Raw genomic sequence first — 22973 nt, 5'->3', positions numbered from 1 at the left:
TTAGCTCAAAATAAAAAGTCCGTCCCATCCGTCAAGTTCTAACGGGTTGGGACGGACTTTTTATTTTTAATTTGCCTTATCGTGTTTTACCCAGACCAAATCGGTTACTTTATACCCAATTTCCTGAGCTTTGATAAGAAAATCTGCTTTTATACTTTCTGGAATAGTTTTTTCTCTAGAGAGTATCCACATGTATTTTAAACTTTCTCCAGCCACAAGTGCGTATTTATAATCAGGATCGATTGCTACGACATTGTAACCAGAATAAAAAGGACCAAAAAATGAGACTTTCAGCATACCAATATTGTCTTTTTTGACAAATCTAGCTTTCCCGACACTTTGTTCCCATTTGTCTTTTTTGACATTATAGCCCTTATTATCGACTTTTATAGTTTTATCTTCGTTTAAAGAATATTCGGCGGTTACATTGTCCAGATCTCTCTCCCATTTGTAATCTAATCTGGCAATTTCATACCATTTTCCGAGATATTTATTGCTGTCAAAGTTTGTTACAGCTTTTGCATTTTTTGGAATTCCGCCTCCACAAGAGTACAATGCGATTCCAATCCCTGCTCCAATTAGAATCGGAGTGATATATTTACTTTTCATAATACTATCTTTTTAATAATCATAAAGATAACACCTGAAATACCCATCTAATTTACAAAATTATTTTTGATTATTATATTATATCACACTTAAATATATCGCATAAAAAAACCGCTAGATTGCTCTAACGGTTTTATATTTGATTTAAACGTAAAATTATACGTGTAAAGCTCTATTTTCTGTAGCTGCTAATGCTGCTTCTTTTACCGCTTCCGCGAAAGTTGGGTGTGCATGGCTCATTCTTGAAATATCTTCAGCAGAAGCTTTAAATTCCATTGCAGTAACCGCTTCAGCAATTAAATCTGCTGTACGAGCACCAATCATATGAACTCCTAAAACCTCATCTGTTTTTTCGTCAGCCAAGATTTTCACGAATCCGTCTAAGTCAGCACTTGCTCTTGCACGTCCTAACGCTTTGAATGGGAAACTTCCAGATTTATATTTCACTCCAGCAGCTTTCAATTGCTCTTCAGTTTGTCCAACTGCTGCAACTTCTGGCCAAGTGTAAACTACACCAGGAATTAAGTTGTAGTCGATATGTGGTTTCTGACCTGCTAAAATTTCAGCAACCATTACTCCCTCTTCCTCTGCTTTATGTGCTAACATCGCTCCACGAACAACGTCACCAATTGCATAAATATTTGGAACATTTGTTTGTAAATGATCGTTTACTTCAACTTGTCCTCTGTCTGAAATTTTAACTCCAGCTTTGTCAGCGTTTAATCCGTCTGTGTAAGGACGACGGCCAACAGAAACTAATGAATAATCTCCTTCAAGAGTGATTGTTTCTCCTTTTGCATTTTCAGCTTGAACCACAACAGCATCACCGTTTCTTTCAACTGATTTTACTTTATGAGAAACGTAGAATTTCATTCCTTGTTTTTTCAATACTTTAGTCAATTCTTTAGAAAGAGCTCCGTCCATTCCTGGAATGATTCTATCCATAAATTCAACTACAGAAACCTGAGCTCCTAAACGCAAGTAAACTTGTCCAAGCTCGATTCCGATAACTCCACCACCGATGATAACTAGGTGTTTTGGAACTTCTTTTAAAGCTAAAGCCTCAGTAGAAGTGATGATTCTTTCTTTATCAATTTTAATGAATGGCAAAGAAGATGGTTTTGATCCTGTAGCAATTACAGTATATTTTGCTTCGATAGTTTCTGATGTTCCGTCAGCTTTTGCAATTGCAATGTGTGTTGCATCTACGAAAGAACCTAAACCATTGAAAACAGTAATTTTATTTTTATCCATTAAGTAGTTGATACCACCTACGGTCTGATCTACAACTGCTTGCTTGCGCGCGATCATTTTCTCTAAATTGATTTTTACATCTCCAGAAACTTCGATTCCGTGATCTGCAAAATGAGCAATTTCAGCATAATGATGAGAAGAAGATAATAATGCTTTTGAAGGAATACAACCTACGTTAAGGCAAGTTCCGCCTAATGAATTATATTTTTCTACAATTGCGGTTTTGAAACCTAATTGTGCGCAACGAATTGCTGATACATATCCGCCAGGACCTGAACCTATAATGACTACGTCAAATGAACTCATAGTATTTTGTTTTTATTTTAGCGGTTACAAAATTAAACAATAAAGTTCTGTTTAAGGCTTAAATTTCAATGTTTTTTGTGTGAAATTTTGGGTAACGATTTTACCGTAAAGGGTGTTAAGGGTTATGCAAAGGGTTGCTAAGTTTTTTCTTTTTTAGGAATAATTTTACTTTAAAAGAAAAATAATTAAATTGGCAAAACTTTAGAAACAATTCTAGGAGTACACAAAAGATAAGCAATGGGATTATTTGAAATATTCAAAAAAAAGAAAACTGAATTTCCTGAGAATGAATTAGAAAAATGTTTGATGCTAGCTGCGTCCAATTTTTCTACTCAAAAGGAATTTTATCACAAATTATTAGGGAGTCAATTATTTATAGTTACTAGTGAAAACACTATTTCGAAATTTGGATCTCAAACTGCAGATGAGAATACAACTGTTCAGTGTTTTATTTTTGAAAACGGACAAATTCCAATCTTTACATCAATAAATCGAATATTTGAAAAAGGAATAATGGAAAAAAAAGCTCCATATCTTAGTTTAAAAGGACAAGATTTGTTTGAATCTTTGAATGGAGCAACATTTATACTAAATCCTTACTCAGATTTTGCTAAAGAATTACTTCCTAAAGAAATTGAAAATCTTTTAAACGGCAAAATCTATAGCAGAATTGTCGAGCAGGAACTTGAGAATAAAAAAATTCAAGAATTTAATAAAATCTTTGAGCAGGCTGGAAAAAAGCAAGAGGGACTTATTTTTTTAGACGGCTATAGAAAAAAAGAACTGAAGGAATCCGAAAAATTAAAGCTTGAAGACTCTATAAAAGACTTCAAAAAATGTCTTGAGATAATTCCAGAACATTGGCAAAGTATGATATTAATGTCTAAAGCACTTCAAAGACTGGAAAAACATCAAGAAGCTCTTGAACAATTGGAATTAGCTTTTAAACTCGAATTAGAAAACCATATAATTCCTATGGAAGCCTCACTAGAGGCTATGCACTTGAAAGACATTGAGAAAGCAATATTTTATTCTGAGGAATCTCTAAAAAGAAACCCTAATGATTTCGCACTATTGGGTAATCACGCAATGACCTTACTTATTGCTAAAAATGATCAAGAAGCGAAAGAAACCATTGATAAGGCAATTAAATTACAGCCAAATGATTCTATAAATAAAAATGTTGAATCAATTATAATAGACGTTATAGCTGGAAAACGAGAAAGACCAACTTTTGAAGATGCTGTTAAATAAAAACTGTTATTAATTAAAATGCTGCCAAAAGATAGTTGAACAAATTAAACTAGGGATTTGTGTTAATGTTCAACTTTTAAGAAATGACATACTTGATGCTAGACGCACTGCTGTGCGTCTCTACTGAAAAACTTTGAAACTTTGCTTCTCCGAACCTCTTAAAAAGAAATCACCGTCGAGTTCTTCACCTCACTAATCATAAACATACTTTGTGTACTTCCGATGTGCTGTAGCGAAGTCAGTTTGGTTACTAAAAATTCACGATACGCTTCCATGTCTTTTACCAGAACTTTTAAAATATAATCATAATCACCGCTTACGTGATGGCATTCTAAAACTTCATTGAGTTTGATGACTTCGCTTTCAAATTTGGTTAGGAATTCTTTGGTATGCTGAATGAGTTTTAGGTGACAGAAAACGACAAACCCTTTCTCAATTTTGGATTTATCGACTAATGCAACGTAGTTTTTAATTACCCCTTCTCTTTCTAATTTTTTAATTCTTTCATACACCGCTGTAACAGAAAGATCAAGTTTTAAGGATAATTCTTTGGTTGTTTTTTTACTGTCGGTTTGAAGCAAAACTAAGAGTTTTTTATCTGTGGCGTCTAGAGTCATTTTTAGTTGATTGTTTTTGGTTGATTGTTGATAGTTTATTAAGTGAAATAAAATCTATTGAATTATATTTTCTAGATCAAATTTAGATTAAAAATCATTAAAAATAAGTTTTTATAGTTTTAAAATCTAATTATTCAATTCATGATTGATTAATATTCTAAATAGATATTATTTTGGATAGAATTTCTTTTGAAAACGAGTGCCCTAGCCCAGATTGAAGTGGAAAGCCCGGAGTAAAAAAGGCAAAAGTTTCTCGTTCTAAAAAAGCGACCAACGGAAGCTCTTTTTAGAACATTAGAAACTTTGCATTTTTTATGAGGACTTGAAGCGGAAAGCTGGAATAGCTCTTAAAAAATTTGTTTCAGGTTGTTGGAACTTGAAACCTGAAACTTGAAACAAAACAAATAAAAACTATCTATATGAAAAACTTCAACCCAGCAGATAAAATTCAAGATTTACAATATTTCGGTGAATTTGGTGGTGTCAATCCGTCGATTTCTGATTCTTCGACTTATACTTTTCTTTCGGCTAAAACTATGTTTGACACTTTTGAAGGAAATATGGAAGGCTGTTACTTGTATTCGCGCCATTCATCCCCAAGCAATTTGTATTTGGATCAGGCTTTGGCAGCAATGGAAGGAACGGAAACAGCAAATGTTTCGGCTTCTGGAATGGGAGCGATTACGCCTACTCTTTTGCAATTGTGCGGTGCGGGCGACCATATTGTTTCAAGCCGAACTATTTATGGCGGAACTTACGCTTTCTTAAAAAACTTTACGCCAAGATTCGGGATCGAAACAAGCTTTGTTGACATCACAAAACTGGATATTGTGGAAGCTGCAATTACTTCTAAAACTAAAGTTTTGTATTGCGAAACGGTTAGTAATCCACTTTTGGAAGTTGCCGATATTGCTGGTTTGGCTAAAATTGCCAAAAAACATAATTTAAAATTGGTTGTCGATAATACTTTTTCACCACTTTCTGTTTCTCCCGCAAAATTGGGCGCCGATATTGTCATTCATAGTTTGACAAAATACATTAACGGAAGCAGTGACACAGTTGGTGGTGTGACTTGTGCGTCTAAAGAATTTATTAATTCGCTGAAAAATGTAAATTCTGGCGCGAGTATGCTTTTAGGGCCTACAATGGATAGTTTGCGTTCTGCAAGTGTGATGAAAAATTTGAGAACGCTTCATATTAGAATTAAACAGCATAGTCATAATGCGCATTATTTGGCGGATCAGTTTGAGAAAGATGGCTTAAAAACGGTTTATCCAGGATTGAAAAGCCATCCGAGTCATGAATTATATAAAACGATGATTAATCCCGAATATGGTTTTGGGGGAATGCTAACGATTGATGTTGGAACTTTGGAAAAAGCTAATGAATTAATGGAATTGATGCAGGAACGAAACCTTGGATATTTGGCAGTAAGCTTAGGTTTTTATAAAACGTTATTCAGTGCACCAGGAACCTCTACTTCGAGCGAAATTCCGTTAGATGAGCAGAAAGAAATGGGATTAACAGACGGTTTGATTCGCTTTTCTATTGGATTGGATAATGATATTGAACGCACTTACCAAATGATGAAAAATTGTATGGTTGAACTTGGAATTTTAAGCTCTGTAAAGATTCACAAAGAAGCCGTTAAAGAAATTCAATAAAGCTTTTTCTCTCGCAGATTTGGCTGATTATGCCGATTTATTATTAGGGTTATAAAAAGGATTGGTTAGTCTGTGGAATCTGCGCGAGAAAAATTACTCGCAATAAAGGCAAACATTACTCTATAAATAAATTTGCACATTTTTTATTAGATTGTTTGAATCCGCTGGAGATTTCTCTAAGCGGATTTTTTTATATAAAAAGCCGTTTTGAATAGTATCAAAACGGCTTTTGTGTTTTATCTCGGCTCGTAATGTCTAAACGTTTGCCAGTATTTATCTTTGTAGATTTCGTAACTTATTTCGAATGAACCATCGTATTTTTTAATTAATTCATCTGCCACTTTTGTTGGTTTTCTAAAGTCTTTGCAGGCAAAAAAGATTTCTCTTCTGTTAGCCAATGTTTCCCTTCCAACATTTAAATAACCTTCCAGATCTTTAAGATCTAATACAACCTCATCTTCTATTTCGTTTAGTAACTGATAAGTTTCTTTATCTGGCATACCATTATTATGGCTTCCATCAAAAAGAATGGTAATAATAAATACCCAAGGATGCGATGCTTTTTTATCCCATTGCAAAAGATCAGTGTTCATTAATCCGATAATGCCACTTCCATCTTTTGCAGTTGCCTCAAAACCTGAATAGTTATCATTTTCTGTATTATGCCTTGTACCTTCGTACTTTTCTACAAATTCTTTTTCTCTCCAAATCAAATAATCTTTTAATTTTTCGATCGGAATTAATTCTTCTGAAATACTATTTGGACTGTCTATTTTCATGTTATCAATCAAAGTAAGAGAATGTAGTTCTCCTAAATAATTGTCTAAGAAAATATAAACACCGTTAGTTATAACTTGCTTTTTTTCTTCAACAAAATCATCATAAATAACGGTTAAGTCAATTTCATCTGGATATCCTTCATGAATGTTTGGATAAAACCTTAAATTGTCTTTATTAAATTGGAATCCTTCATAATCAATACCAATATCTTGAATGTCTGATGCTGGTTTTAATGCCGTAATTTTCCATCCATTGATTTGAGGCGCTGCATTTACCAATTCTTCAATTGCATAAATATTTCTGACTGCTCCATCTGGCGTTAAAATTAATTCTACTGTACTATCATCTAACATTCCCGTTAGAAAATAAATCCCCTTATGAATTTCATCAAGTTTTGGTGCTAATTTTTCAAAAAAACCTTGATGTATATTTTGTCTGTTTTTAACTATTGTAAAAAACTCCTTTTCATTTTTTAAAAACCAATTCCAGAAATCAGTATTAGATTGTATTGAAGCTTCTTTTTTGCCCAATATTTTATCAAGAAAACCCATGTATTACTTATTAATTTTAAAATTTTACTGAAAACAAACTTAAGGAAAAGCACTTTTAAAACATAAGAATATTTCTATAAAAAGCCACAAAATAAAAAAAGCCGTTCTGAAGTACTCAGAACGGCTTTTTGTGATATATAACTTTACTTTTAGCCTATATTTTCAGTATTCAGTTTGCTATTTTTTCTACTATATGTAAAGTAAATTAATAACCCGATTATTAGCCAGATTGTAAAATAAATCCAGTTCCAAACGCTTAATTCGGCCATCATATACAGACAGCAGATTAATCCTAAAAGTGGAATTAAAGACAGATTTTTTCTGAAAGCCCAAACGGCTAATCCAACCAAAACGAATAGGAATATCCACATTGGGATTTTGTGTTTGAATAAACTGAAACCTGATTCATATTTAGCAGAATCTGCAATTGGCAAACCTTTTACCACTTCAGCATATTTAGCTTCGTCGTCTTGATATTGTCCTAATAAATGCTCTAAATCTGATGTCTCAGCAGTTTTATTGTTTACTTCAATACTTTCTAAATATTTGAAAACCTGCTCTGATTCTGATTTATCTAAAGAAGTTACGATTGAAGTTGCATCATAAATTTGTGGATCGTTATTGATAAAAGCCATTGTTGCTTTGTTGTTGAAAGCAAAAGCATAATACAATCCAACGATCATTAAAACTGGCAGAATAAATTTTGAATTGATATAAGGCGTTTTGAATTTTCCTCTTGGAATTTCAGGTTTGTTTTGTAAAACCAAAACCCCTGCACAAACTAATACAAAGGCAAATAAAGTTCCAATACTGCATAAATCAGTTACCATTGTCAGATTCAAAAACAAAGCCGGAATTGCCACCACAAATCCTGTTACAATAGTTGCAAAAGAAGGTGTTTTAAATTTTGGGTGAACGGTTGAGAATTTCTTTGGCAATAACCCATCGCGACTCATACTCATCCAAATACGAGGTTGTCCCATTTGAAAAACCAATAAAACGCTCGCCATAGCCACTACCGCACTTACGGCAATAATTCCTGACATCCATTTTAAATCTAATTTATCGAAAACAAATGCAAGAGGATCTCCAACATTTAATTCGTGATATTTTACCATTCCGGTTAAAACCAGAGCAATTGCAATATAAAGAATGGTACAAATAATAATCGCCCACATCATTCCGCGTGGTAAATCACGCTGTGGATTTTTACATTCTTCTGCTGTTGTCGAGATAGCATCAAAACCAATATAAGCGAAGAAAACTGCAGATACTCCTTTTAAAACCCCTCCAACTCCATTTGGCGCAAAAGGATCCCAGTTTGCCGTATCTACATAAAATACACCGACAGCGATAACTAAAAGAACAACACAAAGTTTTACAACCACCATTAAATTACTCGCATTACGAGATTCTTTCATTCCTCTGTAAACCAAAGCAGTAATCAAAATAATAATGAATAAAGCTGGAATATCGGTAACAAAATGAAATGATCCCAAGGTAGGCGCTGTTGTCCAAGCTGTGTGCGCTTGCTGTAAAGCCGTACTTAAATTTTCAAATGATTTTCCGCCGCGCATCAAAGCTTCGGCATCATTATATCCGTTTGAAGCTGTTAAATAATCCATCTGAATCCATTGCGGTAAATGAATTCCGCCACTCTGGAGAAGTCCTGTAAAATAATCACTCCACGATATGGCCACGGTTATGTTTCCAACGGCATATTCCATGATTAAAGCCCATCCGATAATCCAAGCAATTAGTTCCCCGAAAGCTACATATGAATACGTGTAAGCACTTCCTGAAACGGGAACCATCGATGCAAATTCGGCATAAGCAAAAGCTGCAAAACTACAGGCAAGAGCAGTAAAAAGGAACAAAAATATTACGGCTGGTCCTCCATCTGCACTTGCTTTTCCGATGGTGCTGAAAATCCCCGCACCCACAATTGCAGCAATTCCGAAAGCAGTTAAATCTTTGGTTGTAAGGTGTTTTCCTAATGCTCCATGTCCATCTGCTTCATTTTTTGCAACCTGTTTCAGAATATCCTGCACTGTTTTTTTTCGGAATAAACTTGAAAATGCCATATATGTTTTTGCTATTATAAATTAATTTAATTCAGTTGTTCTGGTTTTATTTTGCAAATAATGCAAAAAATATCTTGATTTCAAATATATAAAACCATTTTGTTTTTCTACGATTTTTTTTTCTTGCCACTACCCGAGCGATAGCGAACAGGCGAAGCAATACACGAATTATTTTTCAAATCTTTGTCTATAAATCTTCTCTCGCAGATTTGGCAGATAATACAGATTTTTATTCTGCTGAAAGATTTACACAGATTTTAATAATAAAAATAAATCTGCTCAGACCTGCAAAATCTGCGTGAAACCAAAAATCTTAACAATCGTCACAGTTAAATCAAATACAAATGTAACATTTCTCAAAATGAGCTTACTAATACAAGTAGTATTTAATTTTAAAGAATCATTTTTATGGAAAAAATCACAAGACGTTCTTTTGTAAATAAATTTGGACTTGGAGTGGGCGCTTCAGTTGTGATGACTACGCTTCCTTCTTTTATTACCGAAACAGAAAAGGTTCACAAACCCTACACCGGAAAAAAATTAAATATTGCTTTGTGCGGTTTAGGAAACTATGCTTCACTATTAGCTGAAGGTCTTCAGGTTTCTGAATACTGCCAACTTACTGGAATTGTCACAGGAACACCTTCCAAAGCTGAAGCATGGAAAAAGAAATATAACATTCCTGAAAAGAATATCTATAACTACGAAAACTTCGATTCAATCATAAAAAATAAAGACATTGATTTGGTGTACGTTGTAACTCCAAATGCACTGCACAAAGAATTTACTGTTCGCGCTGCAAAAGCAGGAAAACATGTAATTGTAGAAAAACCAATGGCAATAACTATTGAAGATTGTGAAGAAATGATCAAAGCCTGCAACGATAATAATGTGCAATTGGCAATGGGATATCGACTGCATTACGAACCAAATCATCTAGAAGTAAAACGATTGGGACAAGAAAAAGTTTTGGGACAAGTTCGCTATATTGAAGCTTCTCTTGGTTATAGCACTTATGATATTCATGACGTTAATAAACCTGTTGATTTAAATGCTCGTAACGAATGGAGGCTGACTAAAAAATGGGCAGGAGGCGGTTCGTTAATTAATTTAGGCGTTTACTGCATCCAAGTTTCGCGTTATGTTTTAGGTGAAGAACCAATTGCAGTTACTGCACAATTTGGAACCATAAACAATAAAAACAGATTTGCTCAAGTGGAAGAAAATATCACGTGGCAAATGGAATTTCCGAGTGGTGCTGTTGCCAATTGCAGCAGTTCTTACGGTTTTGGCATTGATCGATTCCATGCTGCTGCAGATGAAGGTTTCTTTGAGATGAGTCCTGCTGTGAGCTATGGCCCTTTTGTAGGTAAAAGATCTGATGGAAAAGCATTTAATTTTCCTGTAATAAACCAACAGCAAACTCAAATGGATGAAATTTGCAAAGTGATTTTAGCAAACCAAAAACTTCCAAATCATATTACAGGCGAAGAAGGAATTAAAGACGTTAGAATCATCAATGCCATTTATAAAGCTGCTGAAACAGGTAAAAAAGTTAGTTTGAAATAGTTTCTTTTCTGCCACAGATTTACAGAATTAAAAAGATTATTCTCATTTTATGTCATTTCGACAAAGGAGAAATCTTCGCAAGTAACTCCGCAAAATCGAATCTTTGTCGAGCTTCTAGTGAGATTTCTCCTTTGTCGAAATGACAAACTTTGCGCAAAAAAATCTTTACGCCCCTTGCGCAATTCTTTGCGTGCTTTGCGGTTAAATTATTTCAAACAACTTCTCAAAATCGAAACAGGATGTTGTGCTTCTCTCTTCGTTCCATCATAAATCTGATGGCGACAGCTTGTTCCTGCAGCTGCGATTTTTACATTTTCAGCTGTATTACGCACTTTAGGAAATAAAGTATCCTCCCCCATCTGCATACTCACTTGATAATGCTCTTTTTCATAACCAAAAGAACCCGCCATTCCGCAGCAACCCGAATTGTAAATCGTAACTGTATTATTTTTTGGAAGATTAAGCATTGCGAAAGTCGCTTCAACAGAACTCAACGATTTTTGGTGGCAATGTCCGTGAATCTTAATTTCTTTAGTTTCATCTGAAAAAGAATCGGCTGTGATTTTACCATCTATAATTTCTTTTTTGAAGAATTCTTCAATTGTAAAAGCATTTCTGGATAATTTCTCCGCAGCTTCTTTATCATCGGCTAAACGAAGATATTCATCTCTAAAAGTCAAAATTGCTGAAGGCTCAATTCCGATTAAAGGTGCATTTCCTAAAACCAAATCTTTAAAAACACTTACATTATGATTGGCAATTTTCTTCGCTTCTTCCAAAAATCCTTTTGAAAGATAGGTTCTTCCACTTTCTTCATGATCAACAACCAAAACCTGATAACCTAACTTTGTCAATAACTCGAAAGCATCAATTCCGATATTGACATCATAATAATTCGTGAATTCATCTACAAACAAATACAATCTTCCATTCGAAAAATCTCTTTGTGACGGTTTATTATTAGCATACCATTTTCTAAAAGTCTTTTTCGCCAATAATGGAACTTGTCTTTCGGGCGCAATTCCCATTGTTTTTTTGACCAAAGACCGATTCGAAATAAAATTTGTAATCGACGGGAATTTACTTCCCATTTTGTTCAGTTTGGCATTGTTGGCAAAAATCTTATTTCGGGTAGAAAATCCGTTTGCTTTTTGATATTGGTATAAAAATTCTGCTTTCAAAGTTGCTACGTCCACATTACTCGGACATTCGCTTGCGCAGGCTTTACAACTTACACACAACTCAAAAACTTCATATAATTCTTTCTGGTCAAATTTATTTTCTTTTTCAGAATACGTTAAATATTCTCGCAGTGCATTGGCTCTCGCACGAGTTGTTTCTTTCTCATTTCGCGTTGCACGATAACTCGGACACATTGCTCCTCCGCCAGACGGCAGTTTTCGACAATCGCCAGAACCGTTGCATTTTTCGGCGGCACGCAAAATGCCTAAACTGTCTGAGAAATCCTGAAATGTTTTAATGTCTGGTTCTACCCTTCCTGAAATCACACGATGATTTTCATCCATTTTTAAGGCATTGACAATCTTCCCGATATTTAAAACCGAATTCGGATCAAACGCTAATTTAATTCTTTTCAAAAGTTCGTAATTCTTTTCGCCAATCATAAACGGAATAAACTCACCGCGTACGATTCCGTCGCCGTGCTCACCGCTTAAGGAACCTCTGTATTTTTTTACCAAATGTGCCACTTCTGTCGCAATGGTTCTGAATAATTTTAAATCAGATGTTTTCTTCAAATTCAAAACCGGACGAAGGTGCAATTCTCCTGCACCTGCATGCGCATAATAAATCGCTTCCTGTCCGTGACGCAGCATCATCGCAGAAAACTCTGCAATATAAGCTGGCAAGTCACTTAATTCTACCGCTGTATCTTCAATAGAATCGGCTGCTTTATCGTCGCCTACAATACTTCCTAAAAGTCCAAGACCTGCTTTTCTCAACTCATTGGCTTTGTCAATATCATTTCCGTAGATTTTTACTCGCGCATAACCAAAATTGTTTTTATCTAAATCGGCAATCAAAGCATCGGCTTGTTTTTCGGCATCTTCTAAAGTGTGCGATGCTACTTCAAACAACATAATCGCTTTCGGTTCTCCAACCAAAAAGAAACGATTTTTAATATGTTCACGATTCGTTTTGGTACAATCTAAAATCGTATCATCGATCATTTCGCAAGTGTACAAATGATGTTTCATCGCCACCACAACCGATTCTAAAGATTCTTGAATCGTATGATAATGCCCAACGACCATAATGCTATGAGGCGGAGGCAAATCATCAACTTTCAGCGTCACTTCTGTTGTAAAAGCCAAAGTCCCTTCGCTTCCGCAAAGCAGTCTTCCAAGATTTATGGTTGGTTCTGTTCCGCCAAATAATTCTGATTTCAGCAAAATATCAACGGCATAACCTGTATTTCTTCTGTGAATTTCTGGTTTCGGAAACTCTTTTACGATTTCTTCTTGAGCTTCTTTTATAGTAAGCTCGTCGTAAATCGTTTTGTATATTTTATTTTCTAAAGAATCACCTTTTGTTTTCTCAATAAATTCAGCCGAAGTCAGATCTTTAAAAACCACTTCAGAACCATCGCTTAAAAGTGCTTTTACTTCCGCAATTTTATCGCGCGTAACACCATATCGAATAGAAGTTGTTCCCGAAGAGTTATTTCCTACCATTCCGCCAATCATCGCACGATTAGAAGTCGAAGTAATTGGAGCGAAAAATACGCCATGAGGTTTTAAGAATAAATTCAGCTCATCGCGAATTACGCCTGGCTGAACCGTTACAGTTTTCTGCTTGGCATTGTATGAAATGATTTTTGTAAAATGCTTCGACACATCAATCACCAATCCGTCTCCAACTGCCTGTCCTGCCAGCGAAGTTCCTGCAGTTCTTGGCGTAATCGACAACTTATGTTCTGCCGCAAACTTTATCAGTTTGGCAATATCCTCGGTCGTTTTAGGAATTGCTACCGCATTGGGCTTAATTCGGTACACCGAAGCATCTGTAGAATAAAGCGTTTTATGAAGCTCATCGAATAAAAGTGTGCCTTCGAGACTTGCGGCTAATTGCTCTAAATGAGATTGGGTCAACATGTAAATGGTGCTTTTTATAAAAATATTTCCTGAAAAAACTCAGACCACAAAGATAAAAATATCACAGGGTAAAACGATTCTATTTTGGGATTTTATCAGAGAGTTTGCTATGAAACCAACAAATTATCTCATTTAATTTTTTTTAGTAGCTAATCCAGCTGTCCGTCGTATCTTTTGTGGTAAACCCCACCACAAAAGGATGCCGCTTCCATCTGGGATAGGAGACTCGGTTTCAGAAGAAGAAATTTGCGAATATTTACAGAACACAACTCCTCAATCTTGTCATTTCGACGAAGGAGAAATCTCACGCGGAAATCCGCAAAGAAAATCACCAATCTTTGTTGAGTTTCTAGTGTGATTTCTCGTTCCTCCTTTAGATTTGTTTTTTGAAATTTAAGTAGATTTATGATTGAGAAAGGAAGCAAAAGTAAACTGTTCGTTCCTCAGAGCTTGTGACTCATATTTCGATTAAGACTTTAGCTTCCCTTTCATCAAAGACTCAGATAGAAATTTGGGCTAGTGACCCGTTATTAAGGAGTTGAGCTTATGATGAATTTCTCAAATCATTGTTGAATCGTAAAAGCAAAGTTATGAAAAACATTATTGTCGGCATTGATATCAGCAGCAAGACTTTGGATATTTGTGTTAAGGAAGAATCTGTAAATTACTTTTCAATTGAGAACAACGTTCAGGTTATAAAACGTTTTTTCAAAAGATATTCAGATGAAAATGTGATTATAGGTATGGAAAACACAGGCAGATACAATTGGAATCTCTTTGAAGTGCTTGAGAAATTCAATTTTAGAGTTTATGTCATATCAGCTCTGCATATCAAAAAAAGCATAGGTCTTGTCAGAGGCAAAAATGATAAAATCGATGCACTGAGGATTTGTAATTTCATTGAGAAAAATTATCAGGAAAATAGAGAATGGAAGCCAAGTTCTCGCTCTATCAAAAAGATAAAAATACTATTGACCGAAAGAGCTTTAAGGATAAAAATTAAAAAACAGCTTATGGCCCAGCAGCATGATTATAAATTAATGAAAGGCATTGGATTGGATAAAGAACTAAAAAGTCTAAATGTAAAACTCATTAAAAGTGTTGAAGAACAAATTAAAGCTATTGAAAATGATATTGAAAAAGTAATCCATGATGACCAAAGTCTAAGCCAGCAGCAGAAACTGATAAAATCAGTTCCAGGAGTAGGCCAAGTTCTATCGTGGACATTATTATCAAAAACAGAAGGTTTTACGGTTATAACAGATCCAAGAAAAATGGCCTGTTACAGCGGGGTTGTACCATTCGATTTTCAATCTGGAACATCACTAAAAAGAAGACCTAGAGTTTCCATGCTTGCAGATAAAGGACTCAAAACCATCTTACATCTGGCAGCAATGAGTGCAATACGTTTGGATAATGATTTAAGCAAATACTATCATAGAAAAATTGATGAAGGAAAGAACAAAATGAGTGTTTTGAATGCTGTGAGAAATAAAATAATTCATAGAGTTTTTGCAGTAATAAAAAAACAAATCCCTTATCAAAAAGATTTGGTTTTATCATAGAAATCGAAATGACAGACTGTACGGAAACTGGGCTAATTTTATCTTTTCTTAAAATAAACGTTTTATATTTACCCTACGGAAATAACTCATTTTAATTTATAATACTTTTCTTACTTAAAATATTTTTTTTGATATCTTTACAGTCCTAAACACAAAGAATATGATATCAAAAAAACTTTTGCCCGTATGGTATGGTGGCGGTATTGGAAACAACTGCAACGCACTTTGTGGCGTAGGACACCTTAGCTGTGCGGGTTTTTTTCCTAAACACAAAGATTATGAGTACCAACACAATTTCAAAACAAACCGAAATCAAGCTTTTGAATTTTTTCAACGACAGAATCGATCCTGTAGAAATGGCTAAAACATTAAGGCAAGTAAATTTTACAATGGCTTTATGTGTTTTGAGCGAACATGAAACATTTCAAAGCGAAATCATCAAATTAAGAGACAGCTTTTACTGGCTCAATGAATTAGCAGAAACTTTAAATCCTTATTTGGAGGTGGAGTAAAATTTAATCAAAACCCTCATTTTTTTTAAAGTTGAGGGTTTATTTTTTATCTCACTCTGGAAACAAAAAAAAAGCACTTAAAGTATAAGTGCTTTTTTTCCATAATAAATAATATGAGAATCTTTTATAATTGAATATCTAAAACATTTACAAAAGCCATTTTATTGGATCCATAAGATTTTGCTATAATTAATCTTTTGGCGTCTGGTAAATAATTTGAAAATTTTGTCAGTACTATACCGCCTTCTTTTATATCTTCAAGACTAGTTATTTTAAGACTTTGATCAATTGCCCCATTATTCAATCTATAAATTCCATCAAAAAAACTAGATGAATGTGGATACTTGATATAACTATTTAAGAAATAATTCCCTTTAATATTCATTACACTCATTGATTTTGATGGCTCTTTGAATGGTAATACATCAAAATCTTCTGTTCTTGTCAATGTTCCTTTGGTGTCGAATATCAACAAACTTGGATATCCATTTGAATATTCCGCAACTTTAAATGTTGAATTTGGAAAAGTTGGATCTGGCTTTGTTCCACTTTTAAAATCAGAGTCTACAAACAAGTAAATTTCGTCATTTTGGATAGATAAATTATTAAAATTAACTCTCGATAAGTCCTTAATCTTCTCTAAACTTTCTACACGATTATTTTTTAAAACAGTACCTGCATTTAAATCATAAAAAAGAACTTTATCATATTCTCCACGATTTATTCCATGAGCGTAATTATTAAAAGCAATCAAATACTCATTTGAACCAATTGAAAAAACAAGCGGTTTTTTAATTTTGACATCTTCTTTTCCAAAATCCTTACTCTCTACAGTATTTCCGTCTGCGATAGCCAATACGTTTTGAGAACCAGTCTCTTTAGTTGTTCTTGCGAAAATAAATTTTCCGCTATCACTCAAAACAACGCTTTCAGTAAAAGACAACAAAGGAAACGGAACGTCTTTTTGCCAAAGTAAATCTCCTGTTCTTCCATCAATAAGTGTGCATTGGTTTTCTTCTGCTATTTTTTTATTAGCATATTTACTGTAAACAATTCCTATGTAATTTTTGTTTTGCGAAACCATTGCATAAGTTGTTCCCGATTTTGTAATACTTTCAAATGTATATTCTGCAATAACTTTTTTATCAAAAAGGTTCGTTTTTTTATCAAAAGTAATCTGGAAAATTTCTTTCTTCTTTGTTTTATTAGAATAACAATCTACAAAAACAACCAATTTTTCATTTTGCAATTCAAAACTTCCTAAATAAGTATGCAACGTAAAAACATCTTTATATGGAAACTCTTCCGTAAAAGTTTCTACTAATTGATTTTTTTGATCAAATTTTCTAATAATAATTTTGTTGACAGACTGCATTGATGCATCAACATTAATTGCTGAAGACATATAATGATTATAGTTGTCAACTAAAACCACTTTTAAATCTGTTTCTCTCTCATCGTAGTCAAATTTGGTTCCAATTTCCTTTTGTCTCTGACTAACTGCTGTTAAGCTAACTAATAAAAAAAAGAAGCTTGCTATTTTTGTTTTCATAAACTATTAAGTTGTTTTATATATTTGATTTTCAATTGCTTTCAACTCGATTTCTTCTTTCGAGCTTAAATCCATATAAATAAGGTTTTCCTGCATTTCGTTTAGCACTTTTTCAGCATCTGTCTTTTTATCTAAAGCCAAGTTCAGATTCATCAAATTGAAATAAACAAACTTTGCAATTTTAGCATTAAAATCTGCTTTGGTATCTTTAAAATTAACTTTAGTGAGCGTTTCTTTCCAGATATCAATTCCTTTTTGCATTCCTGTTAATGCCGCTGCATTGATTTGCGGATTTGCAGGATTCATTTTTTTCAAATTTGTAGTAACATAAATGCTCGCTTTTTCCAAATCATCATATTGTCCTTTGTTCTTAACGCTTTGAAGTTTTACACTGTATTTTACATTTTTAAAAGCAAAATTCTCAGCTAGATAATCATTTATAAAAGCAATTACCTTTTTCAGATGTTGCTGTTCTTCGCGAGGTTTGTTAATGTTGTTTGTAGGAGATGAACTGATGTATTTGTACTCCTGAAAGAATGTTTTATTTATTTTCTCCTGTCCGTTTTGCTTGACAATCAAAGTAGTTGGCTGATTAGCATAAGTCTGACCAGAATTGTCCTGAAAATTTACCGCTTTTATATCTAAATTAACCGTCAGATAATTTCCGTCTTTGGTAAATCCGTCAATGTTTATTTGAGATGCTAAAACATTATTATCTATAATAACATAATCTTGCAAATTTGGTTGACGATAAACTGGTTTAGAAGGAGCCACATAAATGGGCCTGTTCGGAAGTACAAGCCTTGGATTTTGCCCTTTATCTGTCAAGGTTAAACGCTCCAGCATGCTTAATTTTTTAAACTCTTCCGATTCAGATTTGTACTTAGCATTTGCTTTGGCAACATCTGCATCATAATCGGCTAGTTTTTGCTGAAATTCTTTTTCGCTGTTAGCCACTTTTTTATCAAAGTTATCTAATTCATTTTGAAAATCTACTTTCGATTGCGCATAAACCTGATCACTTGTCAGATTGTATGGTGAAGTAACAACAACTGAATACTGACGAGAACCAGCATCAATTATAATTTTTGGCTCTTTTAAAAGCTGATATTCGACAGATTCTGTAGAAATGCTTTGTGCGTTTATACCCGACAAAGAAATTAAAAATAGCAGTAAAAGGTAATTCTGTTTCATAGGTTAGTTTCATTTTTTTTGTAAAAAAAATAAAATTAAATGGATATAAATTACGGGTTTCCACATTTTGAGTTAAAAAACTTTTATTCTTTTTCTTTGGGTTAATATCCAAATTAATCCCATTTTAGCGTTATCAATAAACTGACATCTATAAACCCTCATTTTAAATGAATAAAAATATAACCGCGCTCTATACTATAGCTCAAAAAGAAACCCGAAAAATATTGGGCTTAATGTCTGGAACTTCTCTCGACGGACTTGATATTGCTTTGTGTGCTATTTCTGGTTCTGGCGAAAACACAGAGGTAAAAATCCTAGAATTTGAAACCATTTCTTATTCGGAAGATATTAAAAACGAAATCAGAAAAGTTTTTGCTCAGAGAACAATCGATTTTCAGCATTTGGCTTTATTAAACGAATGGATCGGAATATTGCATAGCGGTATGATTAACGATTGTCTTGCCAAATGGAATATTTCGTCAAGCGAAGTGGATTTAATTGCTTCGCACGGGCAAACGGTTTTGCATGCGCCTAAGTTTTTGCACGGGCAAGAAAAATTTCCAAACGCCACTTTGCAAATTGGCGACGGCGATCATATTGCGGTAAAAACAGGAATTATTACACTTTCCGATTTCAGACAAAAACACGTTGCTGCGGGTGGTGAAGGCGCTCCTTTGGCGGTTTACGGCGATTATTTACTATTCGGAAAAAAAGGCGAAAACAGAATCATGCTTAACATGGGCGGAATCGGGAATTATACGTATCTCCCTTCCTCTTTAAACGCCGAAGAAGTTTTTGTAACCGATACAGGAACGGCAAATACTTTAATCGACATTTTTACCAAACATTATTTCCCTGAAAAAAGCTATGATAAAGATGCCAAAATCGCCAGTCAGGGAACGGTAAATCAGGATCTTTTAAGCGAACTCAAAAAAGAGGATTTCTTCCAGAAAAGCTTTCCAAAATCAATTGGACAAGAGCTGTTTAATTTCGATTTTGTGCAGTCGGCTTTGGTAAAATGTGGTCTAGAAAATATTTCGGCATCAGATTTGCTAGCGACTTTAACGCGTTTAAGTGCTGAAACTATTGCAGAAGCGATTTTTTTCACCATAAAAAACACTCCGATTTCAGCAGAAGATTTTCATATCTATATGTCTGGAGGCGGAACAAATAATCCGTTATTGGTAAAATGGCTAAAGGAATTATTGCCTTGCCAGTTTCACACCAGCGACGATTTGGGCATTTTAAGCGATGCCAAAGAAGCAGTTTTATTTGCGCTTTTAGCAAACGAAACCGTTTCTGGAGGAGATTACAATTTTGGAAACAGCAAAGGAATTCCATCGGTAACCATGGGAAAAATTTCGTTTCCTGATTAAAAAAAGATAGCTACGAATTCACGAAGCAATTCGTAGCGAAAAAATTCGTGGCAGAAAACACGCAATCATTAAAAAAAATAATTCGTGAATTCGTGGCGGAAAAAAACTATTTTTGGTTCTTGTTAAAATAAACATTTGAAATGCATAAAAATCAGCACTTAATATTCTTTCTTTTAATTTCATTTTTCATTACTTCGATTTCTAATGCACAGGAAAAAAACATGCATCCTAAAAACGAATTTAGAGGTGTCTGGATTGCAACGGTTGTAAACATTGACTGGCCGAAAACAAGTACAGATAATGTCGAAAAAGAAAAAGCTGATTACCTTGAAATTTTAGAAGCCTATAAAAAACTGAATTATAACGCTGTAATTGTTCAAATTAGAAGCGTTGGAGATGCTATTTATCCATCAGAATTTGCGCCTTGGTCTCGCTTTTTGACAGGGAAAGAAGGTTTGGCTCCGAACCCCTATTACGATACATTGGCGTGGATGATTGAACAGGCGCATAACAGAGGTTTTGAATTTCATGCTTGGCTGAATCCATATCGCGCGACTTTCGACTTGAATAAAAATCTTTTAAGTCCAAATCATGATCTTTTTAAACATCCGGAATGGATGATTGAATACGGCGGAAAATACTATTACGATCCTGCATTGCCAGAAGTACAGGCGCATTTAACCAAAGTGGTAAAAGAAGTGGTTGATAATTATGATATCGATGCAGTTCATTTTGATGATTATTTTTATCCTTATGCTGTTCCAGGAAAAGTGTTTAACGACAATGCCTCTTACCAAAAATATGGCGCAGGTTTAAGCCGTGCCGATTGGCGCCGTGCAAATGTGAGCAACTTTGTGCATTCTATTTCAAATACAATTAAAGAAAGCAAACCGTGGGTTCAATTCGGGATTAGTCCGTTTGGGGTTTGGCGAAATAAATCTCAAGATCCGAAAGGTTCTGAAACGCAGTCGACTTCAAATTATGACGACTTATACGCAGATCCTATGTTATGGATGGATCAAAAATGGATCGATTATATTCTACCACAATTGTATTGGAGTATGAATAATCCGAGAGCTTCCTATTCTAAATTGGTGAAATGGTGGTCTGAAAACTCTAACAATACAGCCATTTATATTGGTCACGCTACATACAAAATTAGAGCTGATGGCGATAAAAACTGGAATTACATGACCGAAATTCCAACTCAAATTGATTATTTAAGAACTTTCAAAAATGTTTCTGGAAGCGCTTATTTCAGCTCAAAATGGTTTATGGGCAAAAACTTCGATGTGGCTCGCCATTTAGAAGAAAATCAATATAAATATCCTGCGCTTCCTGCAGCGGTTCCAAACTTAAGGCATGTAATTATTGATACGCCAAAGGTTTTAGAGTATAGCAAAGACAGCATTAAATATAATTTCACCTTCCAAAGTCCGCTTAACACAAAGGTTCGTTACATGGTGGTTTATGGAGGCGAACATGTTTCAAAAATCGACATTAATGATGCTACAAAAATCATCGAAAAAGTAACGGTAAAAGAAGTTGATGGAAAAATTACTTTTGCAATAGCGGCCGGAAAACTGAATCTTTACAAAGCCTGCGCAGTAACTTTTATTGATTATTATGCCAACGAAAGTTCTCCAACTGCAATAGATTTAAAAAAGCCTTTAAAAAACTATATACCTGCTCAGCCAAATGAAAATAGATAATAAACCTTGGTTTTGGATTCCGCTTCTTAACTTCGCTTCTGGATTACCGTATGCTATAATTATCTCTGTTTCGGTAATTATGTATAAAAATCTAGGTATTACAAATGAAGATATTGGTGTTTACACCAGTTTACTTTATCTGCCTTGGGTTATTAAACCACTTTGGAGTCCGCTTATCGAATTAATCGGAACCAAAAGAAAATGGTTTCTGCTGATGCAATTAATCATTTCGATTGCCTTTTTGCTGGTTGGTTTCACCCTTCCGCTCAACGGATTTTTTATCATGACACTTTCCATATTCTGGGTTGCGGCTTTTGCGTCGGCTTCTAATGATATTGCCAGCGATGGCTTTTATTTATTGGTTTTACCAGAAGACAAGCAATCTTTCTTTATTGGCATTAGAAGTACTTTTTACAGACTTTCGATGCTGGCAGGAAACGGATTAGTAGTGCTTTTTGCAGGTTATTTAGAACATAAATTTGGAGACAATACGAAAGCGTGGTCTTATACCATGATTTGTGTTGGTTTACTAATGGCTTTCATTACAGTTTATAATTTCATTTTCACGCCGAAGAATGAAATTAATGCCGTAAAAAACCACAAAGAAACGCCAAATCAAAGTTTCGGAACCATATTTGCCAGTTTCTTCAAGAAAAAACAAATCGGGTTAATTTTAACTTTTATCTTGGTTTTCAGATTAGGAGAATCTCAATTGCTTAAAATGCTAAGTCCGTTTTTACTTGATCCAAAAGAATTAGGCGGAATGGGATTAGACACCGAAGCGGTTGGAATCATTTACGGAACTTGCGGAGTCGCAGCCTTAACTATCGGAGGTATTTTAGGCGGAATTGCAATCTCAAAACAAGGATTGACCAAATGGATGTTTCCTATGTTTTTGGCCATGCACCTTCCAATTTTAGGATTTATATTATTGGCTTTCTTTCATCCTACATCAATTTATTACATTTATGCCGTTGTAATTGTAGAGCAATTCGGTTACGGTTTTGGCTTTACCGCCTTCATGATGTATTTAATTCATGTTGCCGAAGGAGAATCAAAAACAGCACATTATGCACTGGCAACTGGCTTTATGGCATTAGGAATGATGCTTCCAGGAATGTTAAGCGGTTTTATACAAAAATATTTAGGCTATCAAAACTTCTTTATTTGGGTTTTATTAGCTACAATTCCAGGTCTTATTTTATCACGTTTTTTAACTTTCCCAAAAGATTTTGGGAAGAAATCAGAAGAAGTTTAACCC

At 34.4% G+C, this 22973-nt stretch carries 17 protein-coding genes; 9 read left to right on the top strand and 8 right to left on the bottom strand.

What is annotated here, in order from left to right; genetic code table 11:
• Positions 1-66 precede the first annotated feature (66 nt).
• Together M0M44_RS12185 and lpdA are read right to left on the bottom strand one after the other, a co-directional pair.
• Positions 67-609: a lipocalin family protein gene (locus M0M44_RS12185; RefSeq protein ID WP_248725882.1), complete on the bottom strand. Its 543-nt coding sequence runs from the start codon at positions 607-609 to the stop codon at positions 67-69.
• Between the two features lie 156 nt (positions 610-765).
• Positions 766-2169 (bottom strand): dihydrolipoyl dehydrogenase, encoded by a 1404-nt coding sequence (gene lpdA / locus M0M44_RS12180; protein ID WP_177210519.1) that lies wholly within the window; start codon positions 2167-2169, stop codon positions 766-768.
• 237 nt (positions 2170-2406) lie between these two features.
• Here lpdA and M0M44_RS12175 point away from each other — a divergent pair, with 237 nt between their 5' ends.
• Positions 2407-3423: an SseB family protein gene (locus M0M44_RS12175; protein WP_248725881.1), complete on the top strand. Its 1017-nt coding sequence runs from the start codon at positions 2407-2409 to the stop codon at positions 3421-3423.
• A 158-nt stretch (positions 3424-3581) separates the two neighbouring features.
• Here M0M44_RS12175 and M0M44_RS12170 read toward each other — a convergent pair whose 3' ends face one another.
• Positions 3582-4040: an Lrp/AsnC family transcriptional regulator gene (locus M0M44_RS12170; protein WP_095931859.1), complete on the bottom strand. Its 459-nt coding sequence runs from the start codon at positions 4038-4040 to the stop codon at positions 3582-3584.
• A 419-nt stretch (positions 4041-4459) separates the two neighbouring features.
• Between M0M44_RS12170 and M0M44_RS12165 the strand changes: the two genes are divergently transcribed.
• A complete protein-coding gene (locus tag M0M44_RS12165; protein ID WP_248725880.1) occupies positions 4460-5704 on the top strand; it encodes an aminotransferase class I/II-fold pyridoxal phosphate-dependent enzyme in 1245 nt (414 codons plus the stop codon).
• Positions 5705-5940: 236 nt separating this feature from the next.
• On the opposite strand, the gene M0M44_RS12160 is transcribed toward M0M44_RS12165, so the two are convergent.
• Positions 5941-7035, bottom strand: coding sequence for a DUF695 domain-containing protein (locus M0M44_RS12160; RefSeq protein ID WP_248725879.1), 1095 nt, complete (start codon positions 7033-7035; stop codon positions 5941-5943).
• A 149-nt stretch (positions 7036-7184) separates the two neighbouring features.
• Entirely contained in the window at positions 7185-9119 is a 1935-nt protein-coding gene (locus tag M0M44_RS12155) for an amino acid permease (RefSeq protein WP_248725878.1), read from the bottom strand.
• Positions 9120-9527: 408 nt separating this feature from the next.
• Between M0M44_RS12155 and M0M44_RS12150 the strand changes: the two genes are divergently transcribed.
• The gene (locus tag M0M44_RS12150; RefSeq protein ID WP_248725877.1) at positions 9528-10688 is read left to right on the top strand and encodes a Gfo/Idh/MocA family protein; all 1161 of its coding nucleotides are present in this window, start codon (positions 9528-9530) and stop codon (positions 10686-10688) included.
• A gap of 206 nt (positions 10689-10894) precedes the next feature.
• Here the strand turns inward: M0M44_RS12150 and M0M44_RS12145 are convergent, their stop codons facing one another.
• Complete coding sequence (locus M0M44_RS12145) at positions 10895-13801, bottom strand: FAD-binding and (Fe-S)-binding domain-containing protein (RefSeq protein WP_248725876.1); 2907 nt, start codon at positions 13799-13801, stop codon at positions 10895-10897.
• 199 nt (positions 13802-14000) lie between these two features.
• On the opposite strand from M0M44_RS12145, the gene M0M44_RS12140 reads away from it, so the two are divergent.
• The 3 genes from M0M44_RS12140 (at position 14001) to M0M44_RS12130 (ending at position 15878) form a co-directional block, all read left to right on the top strand.
• Positions 14001-14159 carry a hypothetical protein gene (locus M0M44_RS12140; RefSeq protein WP_248725875.1) on the top strand — a complete coding sequence of 53 codons (159 nt, stop codon included), beginning with the start codon at positions 14001-14003 and terminating at the stop codon, positions 14157-14159.
• A gap of 232 nt (positions 14160-14391) precedes the next feature.
• Positions 14392-15366, top strand: a complete 975-nt coding sequence (locus M0M44_RS12135; RefSeq protein WP_248725874.1) for an IS110 family RNA-guided transposase — start codon at positions 14392-14394, stop codon at positions 15364-15366.
• A gap of 278 nt (positions 15367-15644) precedes the next feature.
• On the top strand, positions 15645-15878 hold the full coding sequence (locus tag M0M44_RS12130) for a hypothetical protein (protein WP_248725873.1): 234 nt from the start codon (positions 15645-15647) through the stop codon (positions 15876-15878).
• A 124-nt stretch (positions 15879-16002) separates the two neighbouring features.
• On the opposite strand, the gene M0M44_RS12125 is transcribed toward M0M44_RS12130, so the two are convergent.
• Positions 16003-17430, bottom strand: coding sequence for a hypothetical protein (locus tag M0M44_RS12125; RefSeq protein WP_248725872.1), 1428 nt, complete (start codon positions 17428-17430; stop codon positions 16003-16005).
• 6 nt (positions 17431-17436) lie between these two features.
• Entirely contained in the window at positions 17437-18624 is a 1188-nt protein-coding gene (locus M0M44_RS12120; protein ID WP_248725871.1) for a hypothetical protein, read from the bottom strand.
• A 167-nt stretch (positions 18625-18791) separates the two neighbouring features.
• On the opposite strand from M0M44_RS12120, the gene M0M44_RS12115 reads away from it, so the two are divergent.
• From M0M44_RS12115 to M0M44_RS12105, 3 genes are all read left to right on the top strand, one after another.
• The gene (locus tag M0M44_RS12115) at positions 18792-20000 is read left to right on the top strand and encodes an anhydro-N-acetylmuramic acid kinase (RefSeq protein WP_248725870.1); all 1209 of its coding nucleotides are present in this window, start codon (positions 18792-18794) and stop codon (positions 19998-20000) included.
• Between the two features lie 140 nt (positions 20001-20140).
• Entirely contained in the window at positions 20141-21712 is a 1572-nt protein-coding gene (locus M0M44_RS12110; RefSeq protein WP_248725869.1) for a glycoside hydrolase family 10-like protein, read from the top strand.
• Positions 21699-22970 carry an MFS transporter gene (locus M0M44_RS12105; RefSeq protein WP_248725868.1) on the top strand — a complete coding sequence of 424 codons (1272 nt, stop codon included), beginning with the start codon at positions 21699-21701 and terminating at the stop codon, positions 22968-22970. The genes M0M44_RS12110 and M0M44_RS12105 overlap by 14 nt, the downstream gene beginning before the upstream one ends.
• The last annotated feature ends 3 nt before the right edge of the window (positions 22971-22973 follow it).

The sequence above is a fragment of the Flavobacterium humidisoli genome, from assembly GCF_023272795.1.
GTDB lineage: Bacteria > Bacteroidota > Bacteroidia > Flavobacteriales > Flavobacteriaceae > Flavobacterium > Flavobacterium humidisoli.
The sequence above is the reverse complement of the archived record's forward strand: the minus strand, read 5'-3'. Positions and strand labels throughout refer to the sequence as shown.